This is a genomic window from Mycobacterium kyogaense, from assembly GCF_036946525.1.
Classification (GTDB): domain Bacteria; phylum Actinomycetota; class Actinomycetes; order Mycobacteriales; family Mycobacteriaceae; genus Mycobacterium; species Mycobacterium kyogaense_A.
In genome coordinates this window covers 364458-378137 of the sequence record NZ_JAQIIY010000006.1, presented here as the reverse complement: position 1 = coordinate 378137, position 13680 = coordinate 364458, and the positions used below count along the sequence as shown (strand labels likewise).

Genomic DNA, 13680 nt, shown 5'->3' with positions numbered 1-13680 from the left:
CTCACGCGTCGACGGGATTCACGCGGCTCACAATCAGCGGATCGGCCGGGGTGAAGGGGAACGCCGGCAGATCGTCGACGTGGGTCTGGAACGTCGCGGCGAGCACCTCGCGGCTGTAGGCACTCGCCGAGGCCTTGTATCCGATGTCGGCAGGGAAGGGCTGGTCGAAGAAGATCAGGAAGTGCCACGGGTCAGTACCGATGTTCTCGATGTGGTGCGGGTAGGCCCGCGGGATGAAGTACATGTCGCCGGCGGTCATCGTCCATGTGTTGAGGTGGCCATCGGGGGTCATCATCGTCATGCGGGCGTTGCCGTGCCGCACGTAACCCATCTCCGCGGTCACCGGATGCCAATGTGGTTCACGCATACCGTCTTCGGTGACGCGCAGGCTGTACATCGAGATGTCCTTGAGCGCGGGCCAGAACTGATCGCGGGCGAAGCGTGCGTTGCCGCTGGCGTAGTTCAGCCCGGGGGCCTGGGCTTCGATGTCGAACGTGTGCGGATCGCTGAAGTGCGCCGAGGCCAGGATCTCCGGGTCGCCGGTGCGCCCGACGAGCTTGTGGTCGACGGTGCTGCGCCGGATCGTCGAGAAATCCGCGGCGGGGAGATCGTAGGTGTTGCCCAGCACCGCATCGGTGAACGCTCCGAACGTCGCCCCAAGGCCGAAATCCTCCGGGCGCTCGTTGCGGAACGCGATGATGAACTCCGCGGTGTCGTCCCCGATGTTCTCGATGTGATGCAGAGCGCCGGAATCGATGTGGAACATCTGGCCGGCGGTGACGATGAAGTTGGCGAATCGGCTGTGGTCGTCGAGCACCGAGACCAGCGCTGTCCCCGCCACGCAGTAGGTGAGCTCGTTGGCGTTCGCGTGCCAATGCGGCGTCCGCATCGCGCCGGGCGCGAGCACCACGCGCTTGATCGACAGGTTCTTCAGCGTCGGCAGGTTGTCGGCGGTCACCCGTCGCATCGAACCGAAGTCGTTCTCCTCGACGACTTCCCCGTCGTGCAGCGATGTGGTGAACGGTGTCGATGCTCCCAAGGTGGCCATGGTGTCCTCCTGCGTCGTTGTGCGTCGACACTCACTCTCACCGATGCGCAGGCTCCTGTCATGGAAGCTGGCCGCCAGCGCGATCACCGCTGACCGGAAATCAGTCGTCGGCGCGGTACAGGCGCGGGTCGCCGAGCTGGTCAATGAGTGCGCCGAGCTGAGCCGCCAGTTCGGCTGGGCCGACCCGCAACTCGCCGAACAGCCACGCACTCAACGTCTGTGCCACGCCGCCGACCACGAAGTGCGCTGCCGTGGCGATTCTCTCGTTCTTCTCGAGGTGCAGCGCGGCCTGGGCGTGCTGGCCGGAGAGCAGGGCGAACAGCGCACCTGACTCCGCTCGCTTGCGCACCACGACGGGGTTGGTCAGGTGAGCGCTGAACAGCAGGCGCCCCAGCCGCGCGTCGTCGGAGACCACTCGGACGATGTTCGTCATCGCGGCGTGTGCCTGCTCTGTCGGCGCCGCGGCGGCCATCGCGGCCTCGGTGGTGCTGGCGATGTCGGCGACGACCTGGTCGAAGAGCGCGGCGACCAAGGCGTCCTTGTCGGTGAAGCTCTCGTAGAAGTACCGGGCCGCCAGACCGGAGCGGGCGCAGAGCGCGCGCACGGTGAGCTCCGAGGGGACGGGTGCGCCGCCGAGCAGGTCCAGACCCGCCTCCAATAGGCGCCCGCGCCGCTGGGCCATCCGCTGCGACGCGTCGACGCCGCGATACGGACGAACCTGGGCCATACCCCATCTTGACACCCGGTCAGCTCGGCAACACAATCAGGAAACGCACGTTCGCAACTTTGGGCGACGGCGCGAGAGGAGCGGGTCGTGGCGGTACAGCACTCGAGGACGACTTCACCGTCGGGGAGCGCGTCGGGAAGCTCGAAGCCCGACGAGGGAATGCTGGGGCTCGGACTGCTGGCCGGACCGGCGAACGTCATCATGCAATTGGCCCGGCCGGGCGTCGGCTACGGAGTCCTCGAGAGCCGCGTCGACAGTGGCCGCGTCGACCTGCACCCCATCAAGCGGGCCCGCACGACGTTCACCTACTTGGCTGTGTCCACCAACGGCACTGACGAGCAGAGGGCCGCGTTCCGGCGGGCGGTGAATCGCGCCCACGCGCAGGTGTACTCGCTCGAGGACAGTCCGGTCTCCTACAACGCGTTCGACAAGGACCTGCAGCTGTGGGTCGGTGCCTGCTTGTACAAGGGCGTGGTCGACGTGTACCGCCTCTTCGTCGGCGACATGGACACCGAGACCGAGGCCAGACTGTTCGAGCAGGGACGCAAACTCGGCACGATGCTGCAGGTGCCCGAGAGCATGTGGCCGGCCGATCCCGCGGCGTTCGAGCGTTACTGGCAGAAGTCGCTGGACGAGGTGCACATCGATGACACCGTCCGCGAGTACCTGTATCCGATCGCGGTGTCTCGGGTCCGCGGGGTGCGGCTGCCCGGCCCGCTGCAGCGCCGAGCCGAGCGGACCGCCCTGCTGATCACCACCGGATTTCTCCCGCAACGCTTCCGCGACGAGATGAAGTTGTCCTGGAATGCCAAGCAGCAGAGGCGATTCGATCGCATCATCCGGGTGCTGCGGGTTGTCAACACGTGCTCGCCACGGGTGGTTCGCGAGTTCCCGTTCAACGTGCTGCTCAAGGACATCGACCGGCGCATCCGCACCGGACGCCCGCTGGTCTGAGGTGTTTCAGTCGAACATGAACGGGGCGAGGAACCGCGTCATCCGTCGGAGGTAGTCCGGCTGGCTGACATGCAACACATGGTTGCCGGGGAACCAGTGGAAATCGCAGCGGTCCCAGTGTCTCCAGAGCATTTCGGCCTGCTGGGGTGGTGCGAGCCTGTCGCCGAGGCCCGCGATGATCAAGCGACGCTCCCTGGCCGGGAGCGGCCGATAGTTCAGCGGCGAGGAGTACATCGTCGCCGCGTCGACCAGTTCCCTGTCGGCACCGGACAGCCAATTTCGCAGCGCTACAACCTTGTTCGCAGGGAACCATTCGTCGACCGTGCGATCGGGTGTCACCACCGGAACGTTGGGGATCACCGCCTGGATTCGGTCGTCGACGCTGGCGATCAGGGCCGAGGTGTACCCACCGAGCGACATACCGGTCAACGCGATGCGATCGACGCCGGTGTACTCGAGATAGTCCAGCACCGAGCGGAAGTCGTGCACCGCCTGGGCCATCGCCTCAGAGAAGCCGGAAAACCCGTGCGCGAAATAGCCGTGCCCGCTGAAGGGTGAATACTGCTCGGCGCGGCGACCGTGGAACGGCAGCGTGTAGAGCAGGACGTCGTATCCCGAGCGGTAGAACCAGGGGAGTGCGAAGAACAGTCCGTTGAACAGATATGCCGACCCCATGAAGCCGTGGATGAGGCACAGCGTGGGCCGTGGTCCGTCGTCGTGGCGCCAGTGCTGGGCATGGACGACGTTGTTGCGAACGAAGCCGGCACATTGTTCGCGCAGCGCCGGGTTGACGGCGGTGAAGCTGCTCTCGAACCGGATGTTGCGGACGTTGCCGTGGGCCACCCATTCGGCGACCGGGTTCGCCGGCCGCGACGACACCCGCGGAGGTGACTCGGGGGCGGGGAATGCGACGGACGGATCCTTCATCGACGCCAGTTCGGCATAGAACTGCAGTTGCTCCTGCTCGGCCGACGAACGCGTGCGGCGCAGCGCGCCGACCACCGAAGGCGTCATCGTCACGCTGAGCAGCGACGCAATCGAGGTCCGCAGGGCCAGGTCGGCCACCGCGGAGGAGTCGACGATCAGCCGCTGGCGCAGCGTCAGGTCGATTCGCCGGGGGAGGCCGCGGGCCGTCGCGTCGGCGCCGGGAACATCGGGTACCGGAACCGGTAACTCGTCGGGCTCCTCGGTGGCGAGAGGGGATTCCACGGTTGCCAATCTAGCCGCCCACCGCCTGCCAGACTGGCCGCATGTGGAATCCCGAGGTCTACCTCGCCTACGCCGACCACCGCGGTCGACCCTTCTACGACCTGACCTCGCGTGTGGCCGCGACCGCGCCGCGGCGAGTGGTGGACCTGGGTTGTGGTCCGGGGAATCTGACGCAGACGCTGGCCACACGATGGCCCGGCACCACGATCGAGGCCTGGGACTCGTCGCCCGAGATGGTTGCCGCGGCACGCGAGCGGGGGGTGGCCGCCGAGGTCGGCGACGTGCGGGACTGGACGCCGGCCCGGGACACCGACGTCCTCATCAGCAACGCCACCCTGCAGTGGGTGCCCGAACACCCGCAACTGATCCGGCGGTGGATCGCCCAACTGCCACCCGGCGCCTGGCTCGCATTTCAAGTGCCCGGCAACTTCGATGCGCCCTCGCATCGTGCGGTGCGCGACCTCGCGGCGCAGCCGAAGTGGGCGGAACTGTTGCGCGACTTCCCGTTCCGCAGTTCGGAGGTGGTCGAGTCGCCGCAGACGTATGCCGCTCTACTCCACGACGCGGGCGCCACCACGGATGCGTGGGAGACCACCTACATCCACGAGCTGACCGGTGAGCACCCGGTGCTGGAGTGGATTCACGGCACCGCGCTGCGGCCGGTACGCAGTGCCCTGAGCGAAGCGCAATGGGAGCAGTTCCGCGCCGAACTGGCCCCGCTGCTCGCCGAGGCCTATCCGCAGCGCGCCGACGGCACCACGTTCTTTCCGTTCCGCCGGATCTTCGTGGTGGCGCAGGTGGGTCAGCGGCGCTGATCGAGCAGGTCCAGCACCCGGGCGACCAGGGTGTCGATGTCTGCCCCGGTCGTGTCCAGCACGAGATCGGCGTCCTCGGGCGGCTCGTAGGGGGCGTCCACGCCGGTCAACCCCTTCAGCTCTCCGGCGCGGGCCCGCGCGTAGAGGCCCTTGGGGTCCCGCTTCTCACACTCCTCCCGCGGAGTTGCGACGTAGACCTCGATGAACGGCAGCTTCGCCGCGTCGTTGAGTGCCCGCGCGATCTCCCGGTCGGATTTCAGCGGGGACACCAGCGACGCCAACGCGACCACACCGGCGTCGGCGAACAGTCGGGTGAGATGACCGACGCGACGGATGTTCTCGGCACGATCTCCCGCGGAGAAACCCAGGTCGTCCGAGAGGCCGTGGCGGATGTTGTCGCCGTCGAGTAGGTAGGCCACCTGTCCCGCGTCGACGAGTGCCCGCTCCACGGCGACGGCGATGGTGGACTTGCCGGAGGCGGGTAGTCCCGTGAACCAGATGGTGGCGCCGCGCTGCCCCGTGGCCGACCGACGGTACTCCCTCTCCAGCGATGAAGGGTGCCAACGGATGTCGTTGCGCGTCTGCTCGCCCGGCTTCACCTCGCGCGGCTCGGTGATGGTGCCCGCACCGACCGTGTCATTGGTGGTCTCGTCGATGAGGATGAACGCGCCGCTGTCGCGGTTGTCGGCGTAGCTGTCGGCCACCACGACCGAGCTGGTGCGCAGTGTCACCACGCCGATGTCGTTGAGCACCAACTCCACCGGGTTGTCGAGATCGTCGAGAGTCTCGGGATCCAGCCGCGAATGCAGTGCCTGCACGGTGGCGCGCACCGTGCGCGCGCCCTGCTTCAACGCGAAGCGGTCACCGGCCCGCATCGGACTGTCGCGGAACCAGCAGACCGTGGCGTCCAACTCGCGTGCCATCACCGGCAGCACCGCGTCGTCGTCTCCGCTGACGAAGACGTCGCCGCGGCCGACGTCGATGTCGTCGGCCAGTTCGATCGAGATGGACAGCGGCGCAACGGCAACGGGGCGATCGTCGTCCAGAGTGTCGACGACGGTCACGGTGGAGCGCGTACCCGCCGGCAAGCTGACGATGGAGTCACCCACCTCCAGGGTGCCTGCCGAGAGCCGTCCGGTGTAGCGGCGACGCTGTTCGGCCGTAGGACGCGACACCCACTGCACCGGTAGTCGCAACGTGCGCGACTCCGGCTGCGGTGCAGATAGTTCCACGCCCTCCAGGTATTCGAGCAGTGTGGGCCCTTCGTACCACCCGGTGCGGTCCGAGCGGTGCACGACGTTGTCGCCGTGCTTGGCGGCGATCGGGATCACGGTCAGATCGGCGCCGCCGAGCCGCGCGGTCACCGTGCGCAGCTGCCGGTCGACCTCACCGAAGCGTTCCCGGTCGAAGTCCACGAGGTCGATCTTGTTCACCGCGGCGACGAAGTGCTTGATGCCCAACAGGTTCGCGATGCGAGCGTGCCGATTGGTCTGCCGCAGCACACCAGCCCTGGCGTCGACCAGCAGCACCGCGACGTGGGCATTGGAGGCCCCGGTGAACATGTTGCGGGTGTAGCGCTCATGGCCGGGGGTGTCGGTGAGGATGTAGCTGCGGGTGGCCGTCGAGAAGAACCGGTAGGCGACGTCGATCGTGATGCCCTGCTCACGCTCGGCGCGCAGCCCGTCGGACAGTGCGGCCAGATCGGCGACACCATCCTCGTCGGTGACGGCCTCCAGATGATCGAGCGGCAAGCTGTCCGTGTCGTGCAGGAGTCTGCCGATCAACGTGCTCTTGCCGTCGTCCACCGATCCCGCGGTGGTGATGCGCAGCAGCTGACGAGTCATGCTGTTTCCCCCGTCGCTACGCTGCGCTCCGCTCGCCCCATCATCAGAAATACCCCTCGCGCTTTCGGTCTTCCATCGCCGCCGCGGACGTCCTGTCATCCGCGCGGGTCTCGCCGCGCTCGGAGACCGTGGCCGCGGAGATCTCGCCGATCACACCGTCGATCGTCGTGGCGTGCGAGCGGACGGCGCCGGTGATGGTGAGATCGCCGACCGTGCGGTAGCGCACCCACTCGACCGCCGCCGTCTCCCCGTCGGAGGGCTGGGCGTACTCCGATACGGCCAGCAGGATTCCGTCGCGCTCGAACACCTCGCGCTCGTGCGCGAAGTAGATCGACGGGAGTTCGAGGTCCTCCAGCGCGATGTAGCGCCAGATGTCCAGCTCTGTCCAGTTGCTCAGCGGGAAGACCCGCACCTGCTCGCCGCGACGGATCCGGCCGTTGTACAGCGACCACGGTTCCGGTCGTTGGGCGCGGGGATCCCACTGGCCGAACTCGTCGCGGAAACTCAGGATGCGTTCCTTCGCGCGGGCGCGTTCCTCGTCACGCCGCGCCCCGCCGAACGCGGCGTCGAAGCCGCCGGCCTCCAGCGCGTCGAGCAACGTGCGGGTCTGCTGGCGGTTGCGAGAGGCGCCCGGGCCGGGATCGGGCACGCGGCCCGCGTCGATCGATTCCTGCACCGAGGCGACGATCAGCTTGTGACCCTGGCCGGTGACACGTCGATCCCGGAACTCGACGACCTCGTCGAAGTTGTGGCCGGTGTCGACGTGCATCACCGGAAACGGCAGCGGTCCGGGCCGGAAAGCCTTTTCCGCCAACCGCAACAGCACGATCGAGTCCTTGCCCGCGGAGAACAGCAGCACGGGGCGTTCGAGCTCGGCCACCACCTCGCGGATGATGTGCACGGCCTCGGCTTCCAGCAGCCTCAGCTCGTCGACGTGGACGGCGTCATAGGTGTCCGAGATTCCGGCGCTCATGTGGGGAGCCCCTCCCGTTCTGCGTCGGCGCGGTAGCGGTCGACCCATTCGTCGGAACGCTGATCGGCCTGGCGCTCCAGCACCGGCGGCGGCGCCAACCGCGGGTCCTGTCCGACTGCCTCCAGTACCGAGGCGACCACCTGGGTGAGGTTGCGCCACAACACCGGATAGGGCACGTCCATCGGCTCGATGCTCTCCTCGGCGAACCAAGACCGCCAGCCTTCGTCCTGCGCGCGCAGCATCCTCACCACATGCGCGATCGCGCCGGCGTGGTACTCGGCGCGTGCATCGCGCACAGGGTCGGGCCTGCCGCGCCACACCCTGGTCTGCACCGCCCGCCAGAACGAGACCGCCTGGGACACCACGTCGGGACGGTAGACATGGATGAGCACGGGATCGGTGCCGATCACGTCGCGGATCGCAGCGAGTAGCCCCGTGCCGGACCGGTCGGGCAGCCCCTGGGCACGCTGCATCAGCAGCGGGGTCTGGTTCCACATCAGCTTGCCGCCCCAGATGCCGTTCGGCGTGCGCCCGACGGTGCGGATGTAGTCCCGCCATATCTCCGGTGGGGCGAGATCCGGCTTGCCCTCGTCGAGCGGGTCGAGCAGACGAAGGATGGACTCGTCGGTCACGCCCTCGAACCACTGCCGCGGTTGGGGTGACTGGCTGGTGGTCGGCAGGTACTGGAAGAACTCACCGGGCTCACCCGCGACGCCGGTGGCCCGCAGCGATTCGACGAGGAGGGTGCTGCCGCTGCGCTGGGAGGCCAACACCAGGTAGGCGGTCGGGGCGGACATGGCCGTGAGCTTAGCCGCCATCGCAGCAGGTGGAACGACACGAGCATAGGATCACGGTGAGCTTAAGTCTTGTCCTGTCTGCTCGTCCTCTGCGATGCCGCGCTCAGCGGCAATCGCTGCGCGGCTGGGCAATTGAAGATCCTGAACCAGCAGATAGGTCTCCGTGTAGCGGGCGGCGATGCGCGTTCCCGCGAAGTCGGAGGGGATGACGTCTCCGACGCTCTCGCGCCAATCGTTGAGAAGCAGCGCCAGGTCACTGCCGACGGACTCGGCTTCCTCGGTGGGGTGCGCGGCGAGCAGGTTGTGCGACTCGGTGGGATCGGCTGCGAGATCGTAGAGTTCGCGTTCGGGACGCGGTGAGCTCGCCGTCGGTTCGACAGCGCGCCCGGGCGCACTGTCGGCGATGTCCCACGGTAGATCCAAAAGTGGTCGCGTGGCGTAGTTTTCGATGTAGCTGTAGCGCTTGGTCCGAATGGCGCGGATCGGGTCGAACGAGTCGTGGTAGGTCTTGGTGGTGTAGACGGCCGTGCGCACAGGATCGGCATGCCTCGGGTTGGCGACCAGATGCGTTGCGTGTGAATGACCTTCGACCTCTGACGGGATGTCGACCCCTAGGAGGTCGAGCACCGTGGGCAGTAGGTCCACCCCGCTGAACAGCTCGTCGTAAGTCCGCGGCGTCAGGTTCGCGTCACGGGGTGGTCGCATGATCAGCGCGATGCCGGTCCCTGCGCTGTAGAGGGTGGACTTGGCGCGGGGCAGCGCGGGCCCGTGGTCGGTGACGAACACCACCCACGTGGTGCGGTCGAGCCCGGTCGCCGCCAGGGCGTCCAGCAGGCGGCCGACGGCAGCATCGGCCACCGTGATGGAGCCGTAAAAATCTGCCAGATCCTGACGCACCGCCGCGGTGTCGGGAAGGTACTCCGGGATGCGCACTGACTCCGGATCGGCGGGATCGTACCGATCGTGAGGGTAGGGCCGGTGAGTCTCGAAGAACCCCGCGGTGAGCAGGAACGGCTTGTCCGGGGGATCGGCCAGCCACTGCACCGCCTGGTCGACGACGTATTCGCAGTACGAGTTCGACACGTCGAACTCGTCGAAGCCGAGCCGGGACGGGAAGGACGTCTCGTGCTGCATGCCGAAAAGCGTGCTGTGGTAACCGCTTTCGGACAGGATCTGCGGCAGGGTACGCACGCCGGGCCGGTACTCCCAGCCGTGGTGGGCCAACCCGATCAAACCGTTGCTCTGGGGATACCTGCCGGTGAACAGGGAACCGCGCGAGGGGGAGCAGAGAGGGGCCGTGGCGTGGGCGTCGGTGAACAGGATGCCGTCGCGGGCCAGCGCGTCGAGGCACGGGCTGGACACATCGGGGTGCCCGTACGCGCCGAGATAGCGCCCCAGGTCATGCCAGTGCACGAGCAGAACGTTGTCCCGCCGGCCTTCACTCACAGCTGCATCCTCTCGAGATCTTCTGCCACACGCCGTCGGCCAACGGTAACGACAAAACGCCGAGAAGGGAGATGCCCGCGCGGTAGCGTCGGGGAGGCGGTGAGGGGAGACGACCATGAAAGCCACGATCGTTGCGGCGGGACTTCTGACGGCGTCGTTGTCCTGCCTGGGCGTGGTGACGTCTGCGCCGGCCAGCGCCGGTTGCCTCTACGGCGGCGGATACATCAGCAAGTGCGACGACCCGCTGCAGCCCGACGGTAGTTGGCAGCGGTGCGTCGGGATCGCCTCGGTGGTGCCCAGCGGTTTCAGTACCCATCTGGTGCCGGTGCGTCAGTGCGCGGTCATGGGACCCGGCCGTCCCGGCGGCGACCCGGCGTTCAACGACCCGCCGATGCACATCGACGGCTGACCGCTACGGCCGGTACGGCACCCCGACCGCCCTGAACACGAATTCGGGCGGCACGTCATAGGCGAGTGAGCGGCGGGGCAACCGCGCCAGCACGTCGGCAGGCAGATCTTCCTTGTAGTGCAAACTCAGCTCACCGGAGCAGCGCGGATCGACGGCGGCCACGTCGACGTCGAGGGTCAATCCGCGTTCGTCGAAGGTCGCGGTGACCGTACCGGCCTGCGGGGCATCCCAGCGCAGATCCATCGTGCGTCCGGCGAGCTTGGGCACCGAGGACAGCGTGGCCAGCACCCGCTGCTCCGTGAGCACCAACGACCCGACGTAGCTGGCGATGCTGCCGGCCGAACGAAGACCCGGCACCGCCCCCCGGAATCGCCGCGTCACCGCCACGTACTCGGCGATGAACACGATTCCCTCGGCCTCCACTTCGGCGCGGAGCTCACGCGGAAGCTTCCCGATACGGAGCAACTTGCGCAGGAACACGGCCATGCACGCACGGTAGCTCAGATGGTTTTGTGGTCTTTCCACAATGTCGGGTGGTACACACGGTCGGATGAATGCGCGCAGGGGGTTGCTGGCTGGATCGGCGGTGGTCGCGCTGGGCGTCTTCGTCGCGATGCTGCTCGGATATCGACTCGGCTGGACTGCCATGTCGAACGCCGACGATGCCGCACTCGACGCCACCCTGCGGATCGGGGAGCGGCATCCGGGCTGGGTCACGTTCTGGGATGTGTACTGCACGGTGCTCGGCCCGACCGTCTTCCGCCTGGTGACGGTGCCGATCATCGTCATCGCCTTCGTCCGCCGCCAGGTGCGACTCGCCGTGTTCTTGATCGTCAGCGTGGAACTCTCCGGTCTGGTCCTCGTGATCGCCAAGGGTCTGGTCGACCGGCCCAGACCTGCGACGGCTCTGGTGCACGCCGCGTCGTCGTCGTTCCCGTCCGGGCATGCGCTGGGCCTCATGGTCGCCGTGATCGCGCTGCTCACGGTGTTGCTGCCGCTCGTGCCCGCCGCAGGGCGGGCATGGCTGATCGCGGCCGGCGTCGCGGTGATCGTCACGATCGGGGTCGGGCGCGTCATCCTCAACGTCCACCACCCGTCCGACGTGATCGCCGGGTGGGCACTGGGCTACGCGTACGTCGTCGCCTGCGTGTTGGCCGTGCCTCCGTGGCGCCCCGTCACGGAGCCGGACGAAATACCGGAAGTGACCGGTAGCGCACGCTGAAGCTCGCCTTCGTCACCTCGGTGCCGACCTCCCCGTCGAGCGCGAGCACGGTCGGGCCGTCGACCGACTCGAACGCGAACTCCGGCACCCGCAACTCCCGGTAGAGCGGGCTGCGCGTCAGACGTCCGAACAGCAGCGCGACCAGGATTCGCAATTTGGCCAACGGCCGGCCCGTCTCCAGGATGCGGATGTCGATGAGCCCGTCGTCCATTCGGGTCCGCCGCGACGGAGCGAAGCCGGACGGGAGATAGATCGAATTGCCGAGGAAGAACAGCGAGGTCTGCAGGGTCTGGTTGTCGTAGGCGATCCGTACCGGCTGGTCGCGGCGCAGGGTGTGGAACATCGCGTAGATCCCGGCGAGCGGCTTGCCGACCTTGTGTTCCCATTTCTCGCGCGTCTGGACGAACTGGGGGTAGGCCCCGATGCTGGCGGTGTTGACGACCATCTGCTTCTCGTTCAGACACACCATGTCCACGCACGACACCGTGCCGCCCTGGATGGCGGTCACCGTCTTCGCGGTGGTGTCGCAGCCGATGTCCTTGGCGAAGTGGTTGAACGTGCCCGCCGGGAACACCGCCAGCGGCACACCCTCCTCCATCGCGATGCTCGCCGCGACCGCAACCGTGCCGTCGCCCCCGCCGACCGCGAGCACCTCGGCGCGTTGCGCCGCCGACCGGAACACCGCGGGCACGTCGTCGTCTTCACCCAGCTCGACGATCTCCGCCTCGGGCAGGGCCTCGCGCACCTCGTCGAGCACCCGGGCACCCGTGCCGCTGCCCGACGCCGGGTTCACCACGACGGTCACGCCCTCACCGCGCGGCCGTGGCGACGTCTCGACGCTCAGCGGGGCAGCCCCGGGCAGCCGCTCTTCGACGATCGGCGGCACCACACGGGCACCCAGCACGGCGATTCCGGCGCCCAGGCCCAGGCCGGCGAGGACGTCGCCGGGGTAGTGCGCACCCACCGCGACCCGGGACATGCCAACCAGCCCTGCGAGCAGAGACAACCCCAGCCCCACCGGTGCGTTCTCCAAACCGACTCCCACCGCGAACGCTGCGGCGCTGGCCGAGTGCCCCGACGGCAGCGAGTTCGAGGTGGGTGCCCGCCGTGTCTGACGTGCCAGGGGCACGGTCAGCCTGCTCGGCCGGTCCCTGCGCCACACCCGCTTGGCGCCCTGGTTGGTCACCAGGCTGGTCACTCCCAGCGTCAGTACGCCGCGCATCGCGCCGCGCTTGACGGACGGATTGCCGAAGGCGACCAGGCCGGCTGCGATCGCGAACCACAGCTTGGAGTGGTCAGCGGCCCTGGTCAGTTGCGGCATGACCGCGTCGATCAGAGGGCTCGGCGATTCGGCGACGGCTTCGAACACCTCGCGATCGAGTGTGCCCAGACCTCGGCCGATCTGGGTGATTCCTCGGTGTCTCGGCCGCCGCAGACGCGCGGGCAGTAGGTCCATCACGCCAACGTAGCCGAGACGCTCGATGGGCAAACCTCGCGTACCGCGACCCGATCGTGTCCGAATCTTGACCGCGAATGCAGGGTCGGGCGACCACGATCGGAGCCCATGCGCCGACTGCTGACCCTGCTGTGCGCGGCGATCCTTCTTGCGAGCACGCCGCCGGCGGTCGCACAGGCCGCGCTCAACCCGTGGTTCTCGGCGTCGGTGGGACGGGCCACCCAGGTGCTGGCGGTCACCGGCACCGGCGGCTCCGACGCCACCCTCGACGTCTGGCAGCGCACCGCAGCCGGGTGGCAGCCCGTCACGGGGGGAGTCGGCGTGCCCGCCAAGATCGGCGCAAAAGGCATGTCGCCCAATCACTTCGACGGATCAATGATGACCCCCGAGGGGATCTACACCCTCGACTTCTCCTTCGGAACCCAGCCCGATCCCGGAGGGGGCCTGCGCTACATCAGGGTGGGGCCCAACCACTGGTGGGACGGCGACATGAAGAGCCCCACCTACAACACCATGCAGGTGTGCGACAAGCAGAACTGCCGCTTCGACACCGCGCCGAGTTCGGGTACCGAGAATCTCGACATCCCGCAGTACGCGCACGCCGTGGTGATGGGCGTGAACAAGGAACGCGTCCCCGGCAAGGGCGGGGCGTTCTTCGTGCACAGCACAGACGGCGGGGCGACGGCCGGCTGTGTGGCCATCGACGACGCGACGCTGGTGAAGATCATGCGTTGGTTGCGTCCCGGCGCGATCATCGCCGTCACCTCCGCCGCCTGACCC

General features: G+C 67.8%; 14 protein-coding genes. 5 read left to right on the top strand and 9 right to left on the bottom strand.

Annotation, left to right across the window (positions count from 1 at the left end):
- Position 1: 1 nt before the first annotated feature.
- Positions 2-1048 carry a cupin domain-containing protein gene (locus tag PGN37_RS03935; RefSeq protein ID WP_335329708.1) on the bottom strand — a complete coding sequence of 349 codons (1047 nt, stop codon included), beginning with the start codon at positions 1046-1048 and terminating at the stop codon, positions 2-4.
- A 100-nt stretch (positions 1049-1148) separates the two neighbouring features.
- On the bottom strand, positions 1149-1775 hold the full coding sequence (locus PGN37_RS03930) for a TetR/AcrR family transcriptional regulator (RefSeq protein ID WP_335329707.1): 627 nt from the start codon (positions 1773-1775) through the stop codon (positions 1149-1151).
- Positions 1776-1862: 87 nt separating this feature from the next.
- Between PGN37_RS03930 and PGN37_RS03925 the strand changes: the two genes are divergently transcribed.
- Entirely contained in the window at positions 1863-2729 is an 867-nt protein-coding gene (locus PGN37_RS03925; protein ID WP_335329706.1) for an oxygenase MpaB family protein, read from the top strand.
- A 6-nt stretch (positions 2730-2735) separates the two neighbouring features.
- Here PGN37_RS03925 and PGN37_RS03920 read toward each other — a convergent pair whose 3' ends face one another.
- A complete protein-coding gene (locus PGN37_RS03920) occupies positions 2736-3938 on the bottom strand; it encodes an alpha/beta hydrolase family protein (protein WP_335329705.1) in 1203 nt (400 codons plus the stop codon).
- 41 nt (positions 3939-3979) lie between these two features.
- Between PGN37_RS03920 and PGN37_RS03915 the strand changes: the two genes are divergently transcribed.
- A complete protein-coding gene (locus PGN37_RS03915) occupies positions 3980-4753 on the top strand; it encodes a trans-aconitate 2-methyltransferase (protein ID WP_335329704.1) in 774 nt (257 codons plus the stop codon).
- On the opposite strand, the gene cysC is transcribed toward PGN37_RS03915, so the two are convergent.
- The 4 genes from cysC to PGN37_RS03895 are packed head-to-tail and all read right to left on the bottom strand — an operon-like array spanning position 4741 to position 9813.
- Positions 4741-6597, bottom strand: coding sequence for an adenylyl-sulfate kinase (gene cysC, locus PGN37_RS03910; protein ID WP_335329703.1), 1857 nt, complete (start codon positions 6595-6597; stop codon positions 4741-4743). The two genes, PGN37_RS03915 and cysC, sit on opposite strands and share 13 nt — an antisense overlap.
- A gap of 43 nt (positions 6598-6640) precedes the next feature.
- A complete protein-coding gene (cysD, locus tag PGN37_RS03905; RefSeq protein ID WP_335329702.1) occupies positions 6641-7570 on the bottom strand; it encodes a sulfate adenylyltransferase subunit CysD in 930 nt (309 codons plus the stop codon).
- The gene (gene stf0, locus PGN37_RS03900; protein ID WP_335329701.1) at positions 7567-8367 is read right to left on the bottom strand and encodes a trehalose 2-sulfotransferase; all 801 of its coding nucleotides are present in this window, start codon (positions 8365-8367) and stop codon (positions 7567-7569) included. The genes cysD and stf0 overlap by 4 nt, the downstream gene beginning before the upstream one ends.
- Before the next feature lie 51 nt (positions 8368-8418).
- Complete coding sequence (locus PGN37_RS03895; protein ID WP_335329700.1) at positions 8419-9813, bottom strand: sulfatase family protein; 1395 nt, start codon at positions 9811-9813, stop codon at positions 8419-8421.
- Positions 9814-9928: 115 nt separating this feature from the next.
- On the opposite strand from PGN37_RS03895, the gene PGN37_RS03890 reads away from it, so the two are divergent.
- The gene (locus tag PGN37_RS03890) at positions 9929-10222 is read left to right on the top strand and encodes a CDGP domain-containing protein (protein ID WP_335329699.1); all 294 of its coding nucleotides are present in this window, start codon (positions 9929-9931) and stop codon (positions 10220-10222) included.
- Between the two features lie 3 nt (positions 10223-10225).
- On the opposite strand, the gene PGN37_RS03885 is transcribed toward PGN37_RS03890, so the two are convergent.
- Positions 10226-10708: a hypothetical protein gene (locus tag PGN37_RS03885; RefSeq protein ID WP_335329698.1), complete on the bottom strand. Its 483-nt coding sequence runs from the start codon at positions 10706-10708 to the stop codon at positions 10226-10228.
- A 64-nt stretch (positions 10709-10772) separates the two neighbouring features.
- Between PGN37_RS03885 and PGN37_RS03880 the strand changes: the two genes are divergently transcribed.
- On the top strand, positions 10773-11444 hold the full coding sequence (locus PGN37_RS03880) for a phosphatase PAP2 family protein (RefSeq protein ID WP_335329697.1): 672 nt from the start codon (positions 10773-10775) through the stop codon (positions 11442-11444).
- On the opposite strand, the gene PGN37_RS03875 is transcribed toward PGN37_RS03880, so the two are convergent.
- Positions 11398-12900, bottom strand: coding sequence for a bifunctional phosphatase PAP2/diacylglycerol kinase family protein (locus tag PGN37_RS03875; protein WP_335329696.1), 1503 nt, complete (start codon positions 12898-12900; stop codon positions 11398-11400). The genes PGN37_RS03880 and PGN37_RS03875 overlap by 47 nt on opposite strands.
- Positions 12901-13008: 108 nt before the next feature.
- On the opposite strand from PGN37_RS03875, the gene PGN37_RS03870 reads away from it, so the two are divergent.
- Positions 13009-13677: a L,D-transpeptidase family protein gene (locus PGN37_RS03870; protein WP_335329695.1), complete on the top strand. Its 669-nt coding sequence runs from the start codon at positions 13009-13011 to the stop codon at positions 13675-13677.
- The last annotated feature ends 3 nt before the right edge of the window (positions 13678-13680 follow it).